Origin of the sequence: Actinoplanes sp. NPDC049118 (genome assembly GCF_040648555.1) — a bacterium.
Taxonomy (GTDB): domain Bacteria; phylum Actinomycetota; class Actinomycetes; order Mycobacteriales; family Micromonosporaceae; genus Actinoplanes.
In genome coordinates, this window is record NZ_JBEZDY010000003.1 from 135,732 (window position 1) to 152,060 (window position 16,329).

The window sequence follows — 16,329 nt, forward strand, 5'->3', positions numbered from 1 at the left end:
TGCACCACCTGAGGCTAGGCCCATCGGGGTGATCGCCGGATGACGGGGCGGTGACACGTGCCGGATTGGGCCCCCCGCGACACGTTGCAGTGATCGCGGGGCAATAATGAGCCCGTGACAGCGGCAGCCATCGACAAGAGCAGGATCCACTCGCTCACCCGACCCAACATGGTCAGCGTGGGCACCATCGTGTGGCTCTCCAGCGAACTCATGTTCTTCGCGGCATTGTTCGCCATGTACTTCTCCATCCGGGCGGCGGACCCGGGCATGTGGGAGAAGCACACCGAGGTGCTCAACATCCCGTACGCGACGACCTTCACGGTCATCCTGGTGCTCTCCTCGGTCACCTGCCAGCTCGGCGTCTTCGCGGCGGAGAAGGGTGACGTGTTCGCGCTGCGGCGCTGGTTCACCCTCACCTTCGTCATGGGCCTGATCTTCGTGCTCGGCCAGGCGAACGAGTACCGCAACCTCGTGCACGAGGGCATCCTGCTCAACGGCGACGGCTACGGCTCGATGTTCTACCTGACGACCGGCTTCCACGGTCTGCACGTCACGGGCGGTCTGATCGCCTTCATCGTCTACATGATCCGCACCACGATGGGCCGGTTCACGCCGGCGCAGGCGACCTCGGCGATCGTCGTGTCTTATTACTGGCACTTCGTCGACATCGTGTGGATCGCGCTGTTTGCCATGATCTATTGGCTGCAGTAGCCGCGCCCGTCCGTGAGAGTTTCAAGGTCAAAACCCAGAGGGAAACAGCCCATGACTTCTGACACCCCCGCCGGACGGCGTTTCCGGGTGTTCAACCGGCGGCGGTCCGCGCCGAGCCGGGCGCGGCGGCGCCTCGGCGCGGCGGCCCGCATGCTAGCCGCGCTCGCGCTGGCCGGCGGCGTATACACCGCATTCGCCCCGGGCGCGTACGCCGAGGACACCCGGCAGCTCTCCGCGTCAGCGCAGGAGGGCAAGGCGCTGTTCGACACCAGCTGCATCAGCTGCCACGGCCGCAATGCCGAGGGTGTCGTGGGCCGCGGACCCAGCCTGATCGGCGTCGGCTCGGCCTCCGTCGAGTTCCAGGTCAGCACCGGTCGCATGCCGATGGCCCGCCAGGAGGCGCAGGCCGAGGAGAAGCAGCCGGCGTTCGACAAGGCACAGACCAAGCAGCTCGGTCAGTACATCCAGGAGCTGGGCGGCGGCCCGCAGATCCCGGCCGGCCCGCTGACCGAGAACCTTGAGGAGCACCCCGAGGCGCTGGCCCGCGGCGGCGCGCTGTTCCGGCTCAACTGCACGTCCTGCCACGGCTTCGGTGGCGGCGGCGGCGCGCTCTCGTCCGGCAAGTTCGCGCCGGGCCTGCACGACGCGACCGAGCAGGAGATCTACGCGGCGATGCTGACCGGCCCGCAGAACATGCCGGTGTTCGGGGACAACGAGCTGACCCCGGATGAGAAGCGCGAGATCATCACGTACATCAAGCTGCAGCTGCAGCAGGAGAAGGACCCGGGCGGGCTGTTCAACCTCGGCCGGTACGGCCCGGTCACCGAGGGCCTGGCGATCTTCATCGTGGGCATCACGATCCTGGTCTTCGCGGCGCTGTGGATTGCGGGGAAGTCATGAGCGTTGTGAAGGACGGGGCGCACGGCACCGGCACCGAGCCGGTGGACGTCAACGACCCGCGACTGTCCCGTTTCGACATCGTCCGCGAGGGCGCCCGGCGCGACGACATCGAGATCGTCACGTACGAGTCGCAGTTCCAGGGCCCGAACTCCAAGGCGGAGAAGCGCGTCGTTCGCAACATCGCCCTGCTGTTCCTGCTCTGCGGCGCGGGTGCGCTGGCCTTCCTGGGCTTCTACATCTTCTGGCCGTGGGAGTTCGAGCTCGGCCACGCGCCGAGCGACTACTACACCCCGATCCTCGGCATCTCGCTCGGCGTCTCGCTGCTGGCGCTGGGCTTCGCGATCCTGGCCTGGGCCAAGAAGCTGCTGCCGCACGAGGTCTCGATCCAGGACCGGCACAACCAGCCGTCCAGCGACGAGGACCGCCTGATCACCGGCCAGACCATCGCCTACCTCGGCGAGGAGATGGGCGTGCAGCGGCGCCCGCTGCTCAAGGGCGCGATCGGCCTCGGCCTCGCGCCGCTCGGGCTGGTCGCGGTCGCGCCGCTGGTCGGCGGCCTGATCGAGAACCCGCACAAGGACGAGCAGCCGAACCTGTTCCACACCGGCTTCGACCCGGTGCCCAACGGCGGCAAGCTGGTGCGGCTCACCCGCGCGGACCACACGCCGATCCGGCCCGAGGACGTCAGCGTCGGCGGCCAGCTCACGGTGTTCCCCGGCATCCCGCACGGCTCCACCAACGTGTACGCGGACTCGCCGACCCTGCTCATCCACCTGCGCGCGGAGGACGCCGCGCAGGCCCGGGCGGCGAACTACGCGCAGTCCGAGACGATCAACCGGGGCTCGATGTGGGGCAACTTCATCGCGTACTCGAAGATCTGCACCCACGCCGGCTGCCCGGCCAGCCTGTACGAGCAGCAGACCAACCGGCTGCTCTGCCCGTGCCACCAGTCGCAGTTCCTGATCACCGACAATGCGCGCCCGATCTTCGGTCCGGCCAGCCGTCGCCTGCCCCAGCTGCCCATCGAGCTGGACGATGAGGGGTTCTTCGTGGCAGCGTCGGATTACAAGGAAACCGTTGGGCCCGACTTCTGGGAGCGGCCGTGAAGCGTCGAAAGCTTGACCTGGCTCAGGTCCCCGCGGCCGTTGGCAAAGGGCTCGACGACCGCTATAAGGCGGCAACTCCGCTGCGTGGCCTGCTGAACAAGGTATTCCCCGACCACTGGTCGTTCCTGCTGGGCGAGATCGCGCTGTTCTCGTTCATCGTCCTGCTGCTCACCGGCGTCTTCCTGACCCTCTTCTTCGACCCGTCGATGACGGAAGTGGTCTACGACGGCGCCTACCCGGCGCTGCGCGGCGTGGAGATGTCCGGGGCGTACGCGTCGTCGCTGCACCTGTCGTTCGAGGTGCGCGGCGGCCTGTTCATGCGGCAGATGCACCACTGGGCGGCGCTGCTGTTCATGGCGTCGATCGTCGTGCACATGGCGCGCATCTTCTTCACCGGCGCGTTCCGCAAGCCCCGCGAGGCGAACTGGGCGATCGGCGTCGCGCTGTTCCTGCTCGGCTTCCTCGCCGGCTTCACCGGCTACTCGCTGCCGGACGACGGCCTCTCCGGCACCGGGCTCCGCATCGCCTCGGCGATCATGCTGTCCATCCCGGTCATCGGCACCTGGCTCTCGGCGTCCATCTTCGGCGGCGAGTTCCCCGGCACGTTCATCATCGGCCGCTTCTACATCGCGCACGTGCTGCTCATCCCGGGCGGCCTGCTCGCGCTGATCAGCGTGCACCTGGGCCTGGTCTTCGCGCAGAAGCACACCCAGTGGCCCGGCCCCGGCCGGACCAACGACAACGTCGTCGGCGAGCGCATGTTCCCGCGGTACGCGCTCAAGCAGGGCGGCTTCTTCATGGCCGTCTTCGGCGTGATCGCGCTGATGGCCGGCCTGTTCCAGATCAACCCGATCTGGCTGTTCGGCCCGTACCGGGCGTCCGAGGTCTCCTCGGCGAGCCAGCCCGACTGGTACGTCATGTTCATGGACGGCCTGGTTCGCCTGATGCCGGCCTGGCAGATCGACATCCCGATCGGCGACGGCTACGTGATCCCGCCGCTGTTCTGGCCGGCGGTCGTCGGCCTGGGCGCGCTGACCACGATTCCGATGTTCTACCCCTTCATCGAGGCACGCCGCCTGAAGGACACGAGCATCCACCACCTGCTCCAGCGTCCCCGCGACAACCCGGAGCGTACCGGCCTGGGCGCGATGGCGTTCACGTTCTTCATCGTGGCGACCCTGTCCGGCGGCAACGACGTGATCGCCGACAAGTTCGACATCAGCCTGAACGCGATGACCTGGGCCGGCCGCATCGGCCTGGTGCTCCTGCCGCCGATTGCGTACTTCATCTCGGTGCGGATCTGCCTGGGCCTGCAGCAGCACGACCGTGAGGTCCTCGCACACGGCGCAGAGACGGGCATCATCAAGCGCCTGCCGGACGGCCGGTTCGTGGAGGTGCACCAGCCGCTCGGCCCGGTGGACGACCACGGCCACCCGCTGCCGCTGGACTACGCGGGCTGGGTCGTACCGAAGAAGATGAACCGGCTGGGCGCCCTGGCGCCGGCGGTGAAGGGCTTCTTCTACCCGGTGGAGAAGCCGGCCGAGGCCCCGGTCTCGCCGGCTCTGCCGCCGGTGACCGCGCGCGAGGAGCGCGAGGAGATCACCTCGGGTCAGCAGCAGTAGCGAACGCACGAAGAAGGGGGCCCCTCGGGGCCCCCTTCTTCACGTCCCGGAGCGTTCCGGCCGGGCCGTCCCCCGCCGGCGGGAACGCTCAGTCGGCGTCGGGCAGGCCGATCGCGAAGGCGTCCTCGAGGTCGTGCTTCGAGTAGGCCCGGAAGGCGATGTGCGACTCGGTGTTGAGCACACCCGGAGTCTTGGAGATCCGGCCCGCGATGACCTCGGCGATGTCATCGAAGCGCGGGACCCGCACGATGGCGATCAGGTCGACGTTGCCGGCGACCGAATAGACCTCACTCACCCCGGGCAGCGCGGCAAGCGCCTCCGCGACCTCCGGGATCGAGTCGGTGGCGCAGTCGATGTGCACGATCGCGGTGTTCACGCGGTCTCCTCGGCTATGAGGCGGATGAGTTCGCTTCATGCTATCCACGCGCAGGCGGGGCGGTGTGGATCAGCCGGGGACCGTCAGGCCGGTCCCGGCCCGGATCGCGTTGCGGAGGGACTCGTGCGCCGCCACCGTCGCGCCCGGCCAGATCACGCAGCCGGTCACCGAGCCGTGCACCCGTGCGCCCGCGCCGACCACCGACCGCTCCGCCCGCCCGTCGACGGTGGCCGACGGGTCGCTCAGGCCCGCCGCCGCGTGCAGGTTCGCCCGGAGGTAGTCCGCCGGCGTGCCCGTGTCGATGTAGGCGCCGTCGTAGGTGACCAGCTCCAGGTCGCCGGCCGCCTCCGCGGGGCGCCAGACGGTGCGTACCAGGTCGGCGGGCTGGTCCGTCAGGCCGTGCAGGTAGCTCCACGGGATCAGGGAGAAGCCGGCGAAGCGCTGCCCGCTGAAACCGCCCGTGGCGCCCGGTGGCACGGGCCGGGTGAGCATGCGCACCGTCCCGCCGCTCCAGCCCTCGAGCAGGGCGGCGATGTCCTTGCCGGGCTCGCGGCGGGCGTCGGACAGGTAGGCGTCGGCGTTGCCGACCAGGGCGCCGCGGCCGTCGATCCAGGGGAGCAGGCGGCCGAGGCCGCCGGAGGTGCCCAGCGGGCCGTCCGGCTCCACCGAGAGGTGTGCCCGGTCGCCGACGTGCGTCACCACCTGGTCGGCCAGGTAGGCCGCGTTGACCGCCACGTCGGACGGGCCCGTGAGGCCCAGGCCGGCGATCCGGGCGAGCGCCCGGTCCAGCAGGGCCACGTTGCCAACCGGGCAGAGCGCCTTGGGGAGCAGCTCCGTGAGCGGGCGCAGCCGACGGCCCTCACCGGCCGCGAGCACCACCGCGCAGATCCTCACGGGGTCTGCTGGATCGCCAGGGGACCCATGCCGTAGACGCCGAGCAGCAGCGCCGTGTTCGGGGTCAGCGGCGGCAGGTCGTCAAGGGGGAACCAGCCCGCTTCCAGAACCTCGCCGCCGTCCACCACCAGCGGGGTCGTCGAGGCCGGCACCTCGCCCAGGAAGATCGTGTCCACCCAGCCCTTGGCGTGGACGATCGCGTTCGGGACCGCAGGGGTCAGTGCGTCCGGGTCGAGCACCACGCCGGACTCCTCGGCGAGCTCACGGGCGGCGCCGACGGCGGGGGCCTCGGCCTTCTTGAGCAGGCCGGCCGGCAGGCCCCAGCGGCGTCCCGGCGGCTGGCGCAGCAGCAGCAGGCGGCCCGGCTCCGGAGCCTCCGAATCGCGGACGATGGTCACCGCGCCGACGAGGTACTTGGGGACGATCAGGCGCACGAGGCGGCGGCGCAAGGGGTGCGGCAGCCGGTAGAACGTCTGGTACGCGACGCCACGCAACCGCCGAGGGAGTTTCACACCGCAAGGTTATCGGCCCGGCGCGAAGGTCTCAGTCTGGGTGGTCCACCAGGGCGATGAGCTGCTCGACCACCTGGTCCGGCTCCAGGTTGCGCTCGGTCACCGCGACGAGCATGGTCTCCAGGTCGGGGTAGCCCAGCTCCTCGGCGAGGCGGCGCAACGGCACCTCGCTCGCCAGGCCGCGGTCGTGCTTGCGCAGCGTAAGGCCGATCGTCGCGCGGCCCAGGCGGACCTTGTCGACGATGCTGATGCCCGGGGCGTTCTCCTCCGCGAAGAAGCGGTTGATCTGCATCTGTGCCTGGGTCGACTTGACGAAGCCGAGCCACTCCTTGCGGGGGCCCCGCGGCGCGGCACCCGGCTCGACCTCGACGTGGCCGTCGGTCTCGGTGAAGATCTCCACCACGTCGCCGTCGCGGAGCGGGGAGCTCAGCGGTGCCAGGCGGCCGTTGATCGTCGCGGCGAGCGTCCCGTCGCCCTTGTCGGCGCTCAACTCGTAGGCCAGATCGACCGGGGTCGAACCGGCCGGCAGATCGTAGGTGTTGCCGTGTGCGAACACCTGGATCTGGCCCTCGGCGAGGTCGCAGCGCAGCGACGCGAGGAACTGGCCGGCGTCGGTGGTGTCCTGCTCCCAGTCGAGCACCCGCTTGAGCCAGGTGAGCTGGTCGGCGCCGGGGGTCTCGGCCGCCTCCGCCGACTTGGGGTAGCGGTAGCCGGTGGCCACGCCGTATTCCGCGCAGCGGTGCATCGAGACCGTGCGGATCAGCACCTCCACCAGGCGGCCGTCGGGCCCGGTGACGGTGGTGTGCAGCGAGCGGTAGAGGTTGTTCTTCGGCGAGGCGATGAAGTCCTTGAACCGGCCGGCCACCGGGCGCCACTGCCCGTGGATCGCGCCGAGCGCGGCGTAACAGTCGGTCTCGGGGCCGTCGACGATCACCGCGATGCGGGGCAGGTCGAGCGGCACCGAATGGCCGCCCGCGACCGTGTCCTTCCAGATCGAGTAGTAGTGCCGGGGGCGGGGAGCCACCTTCGCGTCCACCCGGGAACGGCGCAGCGCGCTCGACGCCTTCGTCCGGACGTCCTCGAGGTACTCGGACCAGCCCGGGCGGTTCTTCACGTGCTCGTCGATGCGGGCGTAGGACTCCGGCTCCAGGTGGTAGAGCACCACGTCGTCGAGGTCGCGCTTGAGGGCCTGGATGCCGAGGCGGTCGCAGAGCGGCACCAGCACGTCGAGGGTCGCGGTGGCGATCCGGGCCCGGGAGGCGGGGGAGCGGGCGTCGAGCGTGCGCATGTTGTGCAGGCGGTCGGCGAGCTTGATCACCAGTACGCGGACGTCCTTGCCGGCGGCCACGATCATCTTGCGGATCGTCTCGGCCTCGGCGACCTTGCCGTAGAACGCCTTGTCGAACTTGGTCACGCCGTCGACCAGGTGCGTCACCTCGGGGCCGAAGTCGCCGTGCAGCGTCTCCAGCGTGTAGCTGGTGTCCTCGACCGTGTCGTGCAGCAGCGCCGCGACCAGCGTCGTCGTGTCCATGCCCAGCTCGGCGCAGATCTGCGCGACCGCGAGCGGGTGGGTGATGTAAGGATCGCCGCTCTTGCGGAACTGTCCCCGGTGCATGTTCTCCGCGACGGCGTAGCTGCGGCGCAGCACGCCCGCGTCGGCGGAGGGGTGGATGTGACGATGGGTGCGGGTGAGGGTGGTGACGGGATCGTCCTCGTTGCCCTGAAAACTGAGGAATGAGCGCAACCGGCGGGAGAGCGGGATCTCGCTGGGCGTGGAGGGCAGGGCGCGTCCAAGGGCGGCGCCGTGGCCGGCGTCGACGTCCACTCGGACACCCCCTCACCGATCGACCGTGCACTACGCACGGATCCCACCGATTTTCACGGCTTCGTGCGCCGCGTGCCCTACAGCCTAAGCGAGCGAGCGTCATCCGAACGGCCAGTTACCGATGAGCGAACGGACGAGTCTCTTATCGACGCCGCGGCCTCCGCCCTGGTGAGCAGGGTAGTGAACCGCGCAGCGCCACGCGCCGGTGACACCCAGTCGCCAGAAGTTTCCACCAGCCGGGTGTCGGGCCGCTCCAGCCAGGCGAGAATCCGCTCCGTCTCCTCGGCCGACGCCGCCGGAACGGGGCCCGGTCCGGGTAGGACCGTCTCGGCCGTCGCGCGCGCCAGGTCCAGCGTCGGGCGCGGGTGCAGCCGGGGCGGCGACGTCGCCGCGGCGGCGAGCCGGCCGTGCCGCACCACGATGATCTCCCATCCGTATGCGTCGTTGCGCCGGGCGGCGACCAACTCTCCCAGGCTGCTCAGCGCGCCCAGCCGTTGCATGCGGACGGTGGCGCGAAGCAGCGCGACGAGCCGGGACCTGATCACCGCCGCCTCCTCGTAGCGCTGCCGCTGCGACAGCGCCTCGATCCGGGCCAGCAGGGCCTCCACCAGCGGCTCCGGGTCGCCGTAGGTCGCCGTGCGAAAGGGCAGCGCCGCCCTCGCCCCGTATTCCTCCGGGGTGATCTCGTGCTCGCAGGGCGCCGGGCATCTACCCAGCTCGGCCAGCGCGCACGCGGGCGTGATCGTGGTGGCCGAGAGCTTGTGGGTGCACTGGCGCATGGGCACGGCGTCGTAGACCCCAGCCGCGGCCAGCTCGGCGGTGCGCCGCGAGGAGAACGGGCCGAGATAGGCCGCGTCGTCGTCGGCGAGCTGACGGACCACCGAGAGCCGTGGGAACACCTCCGCCGTCAGCTTCAGCCAGACCACCCGCTCCGGGTATTTCGACCTGCGGTTGTAGGGCGGGGCGTGCGCCGCGATCAGCCGCAGCTCGCGCACCTCGGCCTCGAGCGAGTGCGCGCACTCGACCGCCTCCACCCGGGCGGCCGCGCCGATCATCTCCGACATCCGCGCCCGCTTCTCGCTCGCGGTGAAATAGCTGCGCACCCGGGTGGCGATGTCGACCGAGGTGCCCACGTAGAGCGGGCGCTCGTCGGCGGCGCGGAACACGTAGACGCCCGGCACGTGCGGCAGGTTGTCGGCGAGGTGGCGCTGGCGGCGCTGGGTGGGTGTGACCGCCTTGGCGAACTCGATCGCGTCGCCCAGGGTGTGGACCTTGAAGCTGCCCAGCCGCTCGATCAGGCCGTGCAGCACGTCGACGGTGGCCCGGGCGTCGTCGAGGGCGCGGTGGGTGGGCTGGACGGCCGCGCGGAAGAACTGGGCGAGCGTGCCGAGCTTGCGGTTGGGCACCTCGTCGCGGGTCAGTGCCCGGCGGGCCAGGGCGGCGGTGTCCAGCACCCGCAGCTGCGGCCAGGGCTGGCCGTGCCGGGCGCAGGCCGCCTTGAGGAAGCCGACGTCGTAGGGCGCATTGTGCGCGACCAGCACCGCGCCGCGCAGGAACTCCAACAGGCTCGGCAGCACCGCCTCGATCGGCGGCGCCGGCGCGAGCATCGCCTCGGTGATGCCCGTCAGCACCGTGATGAACGGCGGCAGGCGCTCACCCGGGTTGACCAGGGTGCCGAGCACCGCCAGCTCCTCGCCGGCGCGCACCTTGACCGCGCCGATCTCGGTGATGCCGCCGCCGTCGGGTGCGCCGCCCGTCGTCTCCAGGTCGAGGACCACGAACGTCGTGTCTCGCAGGGACAGCGCCGCGGGGTCGACGGAGCCGTCGGCGCTCAGGAGGGTGTCCAGAGTGCCCTGCACGTATGCGGGTTGTGCCACGACGGGCAATTTAGAGAGGGGGTATGACAAACTTCGGGGCGGCGGGGGAAAAGATCATTTGCTACCGCAAGCTTTTCCGCAGCCCACGGTGGGAGAATAGAGAAATGCCCGCGCCGTCGCCCTTCGACGACCGCCCCCTCGAGGAGGCGGCATCCGCGGGCGACCCTGCCCGCGCCGCGGAACCCGATCCCGCCCTCGTCGCGGAACCCGATCCCGCCCTCGCTGCGGAACCCGATCTCGCCCCCGCCGCCGGACCCGATCCCGATCCCGCCCGCGCCGCCGGACCCGATCTCGATCCCGCCCTCGTCGCGGGACCCGTGCCTGATCCCGATCTCGATCCCGCCCTCGCCGGGGAGGCCGAGACCGCGCCGGAGCCCACGCTGCCCGAGGCCGTGCGGCAGCGGATCACCGCGCTGAGCGCCGCCGCGCTGCCGGGCCTGCCCGCCGACGAGATCCCGGTGCCGCTGCGGCGGGTCGCCCGGTTCGCGCCGAACCGGCGTGCCCGGCTCGGCGGTCAGGCGATCGCCGCCCAGCTCGCCGCGGACCCGCTGTTCCGCCAGCGCATCAGCTCCCGCATCGTGAGCGAGGCCGGCGACCTGGGCGCGGCGGTCGCCGGCGGCCTGGCGCCGGCGGCGGCCGACCCGGTCGAGGTCGCGGCCCTGGCCTATCTGGTCAGGCCGGACGGCTGGCGGGACCTGATCGAGGCGGTCGGCGAGTCGGTCCGGGCCGAGGCCGACAGCGCCGCGATCGCGGGCCAGGTCCGCGACGCCGAACAGCGGGCGGCCCGCGCCGAGCACGATCGTGCGGTCGCCAAGGTGGAGGCCGACAAGCTCCGCGACGAGCTGGCCCGGGTCCGCGAGGAACTGGGCCAGCTCCGTGAGGAGGCCAGGACCGCCTCCCGCGCGCTGCGCGAGACGCAGGCGGCACACAAGCGGGCCGCCGACCTGCTGGCCACCGAGAAGGGCCGCGCGGCCAAGGTCACCGCGGACCACGACGCGGAGCTGCGCCGGCTGCGCACCCGCCTGGCGGAGGCGGAGGCGGCGGCCGCCTCCGGCAAGCAGAACGCCAAGGACGCCCGGTCCGCTGACGACGCACGCCTCTGGCTGCTGCTCGAGACGATCGGGCAGGCCGCCTCCGGTCTGCGCCGGGAGCTGGCGCTCGAACCCACCGACAAGCGGCCGGCCGACTTCGTGGCGGACGCGGCGGCGGACCGCCCCGGCGCCCTCGAGCGATCCCGCCCGCGTGCGCAGGACACCGACGATCCGGGCCGCCTCGACCAGCTGCTCGCCCTGCCCCGGGCGCACCTGATCGTCGACGGCTACAACGTCACCAAGCGCGGCTTCGCCGAGATGTCGCTCGAGCAGCAGCGCAAGCGGCTGGTCACCGGCCTCGGCGGCATCGCCGCGCAGACCGGCGACGAGGTCACGGTGGTGTTCGACGGCGCCGAGCGGGTGCACGGGCTGCCGCCCGCGCCGCGCGGCGTACGGGTGCTCTTCTCGCGCAAGGGCGACACCGCCGACGAGCTGATCCGGCAGCTCGTCCGGGCCGAGCCGGCGGGCCGCCCGCTCGTGGTGATCTCGTCGGACCGTGAGGTCGCGGACGGGGTGCGCCGGCACGGCGCGTATCCGATGGGTGCCGACTCGCTGCTGCGCCGGCTGTCCCGCTCCTGATTTTTGTCGTACCCCCTCCATAGCGTGACTGTCACCGATGGTGGTCGGTCCGCGACAGCTTTCCTCTTCCCCCGCGCGGGCCGCACCGCCAGGCTGAGGAGGAAACGATGATCATCGACTGCGGGCGTTGCGCCGAGCGGCGCGATGAGTGCAACGGATGCCTGGTCAGCACGCTCTACGACACCCCGGACGGCATCGCCGACCTGACGCCCGGCGAGCTGCGCGTGCTCGAGACGTTCGAGCTGGCCGGCTTCGAGGTCGAGCTGCTGGAGACGCCGGCGCCGCCGGTCGACGTCCCGCTCTACCCGCGCCGCCGCCACGTGGCGTGATCGGCTCTCTAGGATGGGCGGTCATGACGAGTGGACCGTTCCGATGACGCCACGCCAGTGGGCGGCGTGCACGCTGGGCGTGCTCGTCGTGGCACTGATCGTCTACGCCGCGGTGGTGGTTCCGTGGCACCGCCCTCCCGCACCGCGCGCCGACCAGCTGGACGCCCTGGGTCAGCTGCCCGGCGACCAGGTGCGGCGGGCCCGGGCATTCCGCGCCGACCTGCGCCCGGCGTTCTACGGCGCACTCGCGGCGGGGCTCATCGGCGCGCTGGTGCTGGGGCTCACGCCGCTGGGCGCGCGCCTGGTGTCGCTCGCCGGGCGCCCCTTCGGCCAGCACTGGATCGCGCAGGCCGTGCTCGGCGGGCTCCTCGTGGTGCTGGTCATCGAGGTGATCACCCTGCCGTTCGCGGCGTGGCGGCACACGATCGTGGTCCGCTACGGCATCTCCACCCAGGGCTGGGGCGCGTGGGCGGTCGACCTGGCCAAGTCCTATGCGGTCGGTGCGGTCATCGGCGGGCTCGCCCTGCTCGGCTTCTACACGGTGACCCGGCTCGCACCGCGCTGGTGGTGGGCCTTCGGGGCGGCGGGCGCGGCCGCGCTGGTCGTGCTGCTCTCGTTCGTGCTACCCGTGGTCGTCGAGCCGATCTTCAACAGGTTCACGCCGATGGCCGAGGGCCCGCTGCGCACCGAGCTGCTGAGCCTGGCCGCGCGCGACGGCGTGCCGGTGCGCGACGTGCTGGTCGCCGACGCCTCGCGCCGCACCAAGGCCGTGAACGCGTACGTGTCCGGGTTCGGGCCGACCCGGCGCATCGTGGTCTACGACACGATGCTGACCGAGGCCACGCCCGCCGAGGTCGTCTCGGTGACCGCGCACGAGCTGGGCCACGCCAAGCGCGGCGACGTGGTGACCGGCACGATCATCGGCGCGCTGGGCGCGGCCGCGGCGGTGATCGTGCTGTACCTGCTCGGCTCGCTGGGCTGGCTGCTGCGGCTGGCCGGCACGGCCTCGATGGGCGAGCCGCGCACGATCGCGCTGCTGCTGGCGGTGGTCACCGTCGCCGGCCTGATCGGCGGCCCGGTGCAGGCGCTGGTCTCCCGGCGCGTCGAGGCCCGCGCCGACGCGCACGCCCTCGACCTGACCGGCGACGCGGCGACGTTCGAGGCGATGCAGCGCCGCCTCGGCACCGTGAACCTCTCCGATCCCGACCCGCCGACCTGGGAGTACCTGATGTATGCCTCGCACCCGTCCACGGTGGAGCGGATGGCCGCCGCGCGCGCGTACGCCCGCGGGGAGCGCTGATGGGCCGCACCCTGCTGGTCACCAACGACTTCCCGCCGAGGCCGGGCGGCATCCAGCAGTTCGTGCACAACCTCGCGGTGCGCCAGCCGCCGGGCTCGGTCGTCGCGTACGCGTCCACCTGGAAGGGCGCGCGGGAGTTCGACGCGGAGCAGCCGTTCGAGGTCGTCCGCGAGGACACCGGCGTGCTGCTGCCGACGCCCGCCGTCGCCCGGCGGGCCGCCGAGATCGCGCGGTCGCACGGCTGCGACAGCGTCTGGTTCGGGGCGGCGGCGCCGCTCGGGCTGCTGGCCGACGGGCTGCGGCGGCGGGCGGGCATCGAGCGCGCGGTGTCGCTGACGCACGGCCACGAGATCGGCTGGGCGGCCCTGCCGGGCGCCCGGCAGCTGCTGCGCCGGACCGCGCGCGGCAACGACGTGGTGACCTACCTGACGGAGTTCCAGCGGGTACGCCTCGACCGGGCGCTGCACGGGCTGACCGACCTGGAGCGGCTGACGCCGGGGGTGGACGTCGACGCGTACCACCCGGGAGTTGACGGCTCGGCGGTGCGGGCGAAGCACGGCCTGAGTGACCGGCCGGTGATCGTCTGCGTCTCCCGGCTGGTGCCGCGCAAGGGGCAGGACATGCTGATCCGCGCCCTGCCGACGATCCGCCGCCGGGTGCCGGGTGCGGCGCTGCTCATCGTCGGCGGCGGCCCGTACCGGAAGAAGCTGCGGGCGCTGGCGCACGCCGAGGGCGTCGGGTCCGACGTGGTCTTCACCGGCTCGGTCCCCTGGGAGGAGCTGCCGGCGCACTACGCCGCCGGCGATGTCTACGCGATGCCGTGCCGCACGCGCGGCGCCGGCCTCGACGTGGAGGGCCTCGGGATCGTCTACCTGGAGGCGTCGGCCACCGGGCTGCCGGTGGTGGCGGGCGACTCGGGCGGCGCACCGGACGCGGTGCGCGAGGGGGAGACGGGTTTCGTGGTCGGCGGCGGCGACGTGCCGGCGATCGCGGGACGCCTCGCCGACCTGCTGGCCGATCCGCTCCGGGCCAAGGAGATGGGCGCGGCGGGCCGGTCCTGGGTGGAGCGCGAGTGGCGCTGGGAGACCAAGGCGGCCCGGCTGGCGGAGCTGCTGCGCACGACCTGACCTCGATCGCTCTTCGTATATGGATGGACACGCGGTGTGAGTCTGGCGTAGGAACGGCTGAGAGCCCACGGGACGGGAGCCGCCGATGCAGGACGCCATCCGGCAGGACGCCATCCAGGAGCAGGACTCGAAACAGGAGGCCGACGAGCCGGACGAGGGTAGGGAACCGGCGGCCGGGGTGCAGACGATGGGCGCCGGCGGCGAGGGCGAGTGGTCCGACGGCGAGGAGCTCGCCCTCCCGTACTGGCTGACCAGCACCGAGGAGGCCGCCAACACCACCTTCCTGCGGATGTTCCGGCGGCTGCCGCGGCTGCTCCGATCCGCGTGGTCCCTCGCCTGGCAGGCCAGCCGGCGGACCACCGTCGCCGTCGCCGGGCTGCAACTCGCCGCCGGGGTCGCCAGCGCGGTCGGAATCATCAGCGTCGTCGGCGTGTTCGACGGGCTGCTCCGCGCCGGCCCCACGCCCGAACGCGTGCGTGCGGCCGTACCGTCGCTGCTCCTGCTCATCGGGGCCGTGGCCGTGCGCGGCCTGCTCAACTCGGCCGCCGCGGCGGCCAACGGGCGCCTGTCGCCCAAGGTCTACGAGGCCGCGGAGATGCGCCTGCTCGAGCTGACCACCCGCGTCGACCTGTCCACGTTCGACGATCCCGGCTGGCGCGACGCCATGGAACGCGCCCGCGACCGCGGGATCTCCGCGGCGCAGCAGCTCGTCGACCGGGCCATCGAACTCGGCACCAACCTGATCGGCCTGGCCGCCGCCGCGGGCGTGCTGGCCGTGCTGCACCCCGTGCTGCTGCCGCTGCTCGTGCTCGCCGTGCTCCCAATCGGCTGGGCCGCGGTGCGCTCGGCGCGGCTCGGCTACCGGCGGGTGCTGCGGCTCATCGCCGTCTGGCGGCGGCAGCGGATGCTCGCCGAGCTGCTCGCCGCGCGGGAGCCCGCGCCCGAGCTGCGCGCCTTCACCCTGCGCGAATACCTGCTCGCCGAGGTGCGGCGACTGCTCGCCGTCTCGACCGGCGAGGAGATCCGCATCTCCGGCCGCCAGGTGCGCACCACCCTCGTCGGCACCGCGCTCAGCGGCGTCGCCACCGGGCTCACCTACGCCACGCTGCTCTGGCTGCTCTGGACCGGGCGCATGGAGCTCGCGGTCGGCGGCGCTGCCGCGTACGCGATAAGCATGGGCATCGGAAAGCTCACCGAGCTCGCCTTCACCGCCAACCGGGTCTTCGAACAGGGCCTGTACTTCGCCGACTTCCAGGGGTTCTGCGACCTGTCGCGGGCCCGCACCGAACCGACGCCCGGCCGCGCCGCGCCGGCGCTGTTCCGGGAGATCCGGCTCGAGGGCGTCACGTTCAGCTATCCCGACGCCGAGCGACCCGCCGTCCGGGACGTCAGCATGACGCTGCGGCGCGGGGAGATCATCGCGCTGGTCGGCGAGAACGGCTCCGGCAAGTCCACCCTTGCCAGCCTGCTCGCCGGCCTCTACTGGCCGCAGGGCGGCACGATCCGGTGGGACGGCGTCGACCTCACGGCCTGCGACCCGGAAACGGTCCGCGGGCAGGTCGCGGTCGTAATGCAGGAACCCACCCGATGGCCGCTCTCCGCGCGCGCCAACATCACGATCGGACGGTACGAGCGCGGCGTCGACACCGCGGTCCTGCTCGAGGCGGCCCGGGCCGGCGACGCGCACGACTTCGTCATGGAACTCGCCCGGCAGTACGACACGCTGCTCTCGAGGCACTTCACCGACGGCGCCGACCTCTCCGGCGGGCAGTGGCAGCGGCTCGCGGTCAGCCGGGCGTTCTACCGCGACGCACCCCTGCTGATCTGCGACGAACCGACCGCGAACCTCGACGCCCGCGCCGAACACGAGGTCTACCGCCGGCTGCGCCACCTCGCCGCCGGCCGCACGGTCGTGCTGATCACCCACCGGATGGCGAGCGTGCGCGAGGCCGACCGGATCTACGTCCTCGACCACGGCGCGGTGGTGGAGGAGGGCGACCACGGGTCGCTGATGGCCGAGGGCGGCATCTACGCGCAGCTGTTCGGGCTGCAGGCCAGCGCCTATAACGCGGCGTCGTAG

The 16,329-nt window shown here is 72.0% G+C and carries 14 protein-coding genes; 9 read left to right on the forward strand and 5 right to left on the reverse strand.

What is annotated here, in order from left to right; all coding sequences use genetic code 11:
* The first annotated feature begins 114 nt into the window (after window positions 1–114).
* The 4 genes from AB0B58_RS05395 to AB0B58_RS05410 are packed head-to-tail and all read left to right on the forward strand — an operon-like array spanning window position 115 to window position 4,339.
* Window positions 115–711 carry a heme-copper oxidase subunit III gene (locus tag AB0B58_RS05395; protein WP_360217910.1) on the forward strand — a complete coding sequence of 199 codons (597 nt, stop codon included), beginning with the start codon at window positions 115–117 and terminating at the stop codon, window positions 709–711.
* Window positions 712–762: 51 nt separating this feature from the next.
* Window positions 763–1,611, forward strand: a complete 849-nt coding sequence (locus AB0B58_RS05400; RefSeq protein WP_360217913.1) for a c-type cytochrome — start codon at window positions 763–765, stop codon at window positions 1,609–1,611.
* Window positions 1,608–2,717: a Rieske 2Fe-2S domain-containing protein gene (locus AB0B58_RS05405; RefSeq protein ID WP_360217916.1), complete on the forward strand. Its 1,110-nt coding sequence runs from the start codon at window positions 1,608–1,610 to the stop codon at window positions 2,715–2,717. Before AB0B58_RS05400 ends, AB0B58_RS05405 begins: the two co-directional genes overlap by 4 nt.
* On the forward strand, window positions 2,714–4,339 hold the full coding sequence (locus AB0B58_RS05410; RefSeq protein WP_360217919.1) for a ubiquinol-cytochrome c reductase cytochrome b subunit: 1,626 nt from the start codon (window positions 2,714–2,716) through the stop codon (window positions 4,337–4,339). Before AB0B58_RS05405 ends, AB0B58_RS05410 begins: the two co-directional genes overlap by 4 nt.
* Window positions 4,340–4,427: 88 nt before the next feature.
* On the opposite strand, the gene AB0B58_RS05415 is transcribed toward AB0B58_RS05410, so the two are convergent.
* The 5 genes from AB0B58_RS05415 to AB0B58_RS05435 all read right to left on the reverse strand — a co-directional run bounded on the left by AB0B58_RS05415 (window position 4,428) and on the right by AB0B58_RS05435 (window position 9,823).
* Window positions 4,428–4,715, reverse strand: coding sequence for an Lrp/AsnC family transcriptional regulator (locus AB0B58_RS05415; protein ID WP_106126821.1), 288 nt, complete (start codon window positions 4,713–4,715; stop codon window positions 4,428–4,430).
* Window positions 4,716–4,784: 69 nt separating this feature from the next.
* Complete coding sequence (locus tag AB0B58_RS05420; RefSeq protein ID WP_360217923.1) at window positions 4,785–5,609, reverse strand: NTP transferase domain-containing protein; 825 nt, start codon at window positions 5,607–5,609, stop codon at window positions 4,785–4,787.
* Window positions 5,606–6,121: an NUDIX domain-containing protein gene (locus AB0B58_RS05425; RefSeq protein ID WP_360217926.1), complete on the reverse strand. Its 516-nt coding sequence runs from the start codon at window positions 6,119–6,121 to the stop codon at window positions 5,606–5,608. Before AB0B58_RS05425 ends, AB0B58_RS05420 begins: the two co-directional genes overlap by 4 nt.
* Before the next feature lie 31 nt (window positions 6,122–6,152).
* Complete coding sequence (locus AB0B58_RS05430) at window positions 6,153–7,946, reverse strand: HD domain-containing protein (protein ID WP_360217929.1); 1,794 nt, start codon at window positions 7,944–7,946, stop codon at window positions 6,153–6,155.
* 77 nt (window positions 7,947–8,023) lie between these two features.
* The gene (locus tag AB0B58_RS05435; protein WP_360217932.1) at window positions 8,024–9,823 is read right to left on the reverse strand and encodes a DEDD exonuclease domain-containing protein; all 1,800 of its coding nucleotides are present in this window, start codon (window positions 9,821–9,823) and stop codon (window positions 8,024–8,026) included.
* Between the two features lie 104 nt (window positions 9,824–9,927).
* Between AB0B58_RS05435 and AB0B58_RS05440 the strand changes: the two genes are divergently transcribed.
* From AB0B58_RS05440 to AB0B58_RS05460, 5 genes are all read left to right on the forward strand, one after another.
* The gene (locus AB0B58_RS05440; protein ID WP_360217935.1) at window positions 9,928–11,493 is read left to right on the forward strand and encodes an NYN domain-containing protein; all 1,566 of its coding nucleotides are present in this window, start codon (window positions 9,928–9,930) and stop codon (window positions 11,491–11,493) included.
* A gap of 107 nt (window positions 11,494–11,600) precedes the next feature.
* On the forward strand, window positions 11,601–11,822 hold the full coding sequence (locus tag AB0B58_RS05445) for a hypothetical protein (protein ID WP_360217938.1): 222 nt from the start codon (window positions 11,601–11,603) through the stop codon (window positions 11,820–11,822).
* Window positions 11,823–11,865: 43 nt separating this feature from the next.
* Entirely contained in the window at window positions 11,866–13,122 is a 1,257-nt protein-coding gene (locus tag AB0B58_RS05450) for a M48 family metallopeptidase (RefSeq protein WP_360217941.1), read from the forward strand.
* Window positions 13,122–14,249, forward strand: a complete 1,128-nt coding sequence (locus AB0B58_RS05455; RefSeq protein WP_360217944.1) for a glycosyltransferase family 4 protein — start codon at window positions 13,122–13,124, stop codon at window positions 14,247–14,249. Before AB0B58_RS05450 ends, AB0B58_RS05455 begins: the two co-directional genes overlap by 1 nt.
* 85 nt (window positions 14,250–14,334) lie before the next feature.
* Window positions 14,335–16,329, forward strand: coding sequence for an ATP-binding cassette domain-containing protein (locus AB0B58_RS05460; protein ID WP_360217947.1), 1,995 nt, complete (start codon window positions 14,335–14,337; stop codon window positions 16,327–16,329).

Excerpts from the sequence above, each read along its gene's own strand:
- AB0B58_RS05400 (WP_360217913.1), top strand. The coding sequence starts at position 763 with ATGACTTCTGACACCCCCGCCGGACGGCGTTTCCGGGTGTTCAACCGG.
- AB0B58_RS05405 (WP_360217916.1), top strand. The coding sequence starts at position 1,608 with ATGAGCGTTGTGAAGGACGGGGCGCACGGCACCGGCACCGAGCCGGTG.
- AB0B58_RS05440 (WP_360217935.1), top strand. The coding sequence starts at position 9,928 with ATGCCCGCGCCGTCGCCCTTCGACGACCGCCCCCTCGAGGAGGCGGCA.
- AB0B58_RS05445 (WP_360217938.1), top strand. The coding sequence starts at position 11,601 with ATGATCATCGACTGCGGGCGTTGCGCCGAGCGGCGCGATGAGTGCAAC.
- AB0B58_RS05450 (WP_360217941.1), top strand. The coding sequence starts at position 11,866 with ATGACGCCACGCCAGTGGGCGGCGTGCACGCTGGGCGTGCTCGTCGTG.
- AB0B58_RS05455 (WP_360217944.1), top strand. The coding sequence starts at position 13,122 with ATGGGCCGCACCCTGCTGGTCACCAACGACTTCCCGCCGAGGCCGGGC.
- AB0B58_RS05460 (WP_360217947.1), top strand. The coding sequence starts at position 14,335 with ATGCAGGACGCCATCCGGCAGGACGCCATCCAGGAGCAGGACTCGAAA.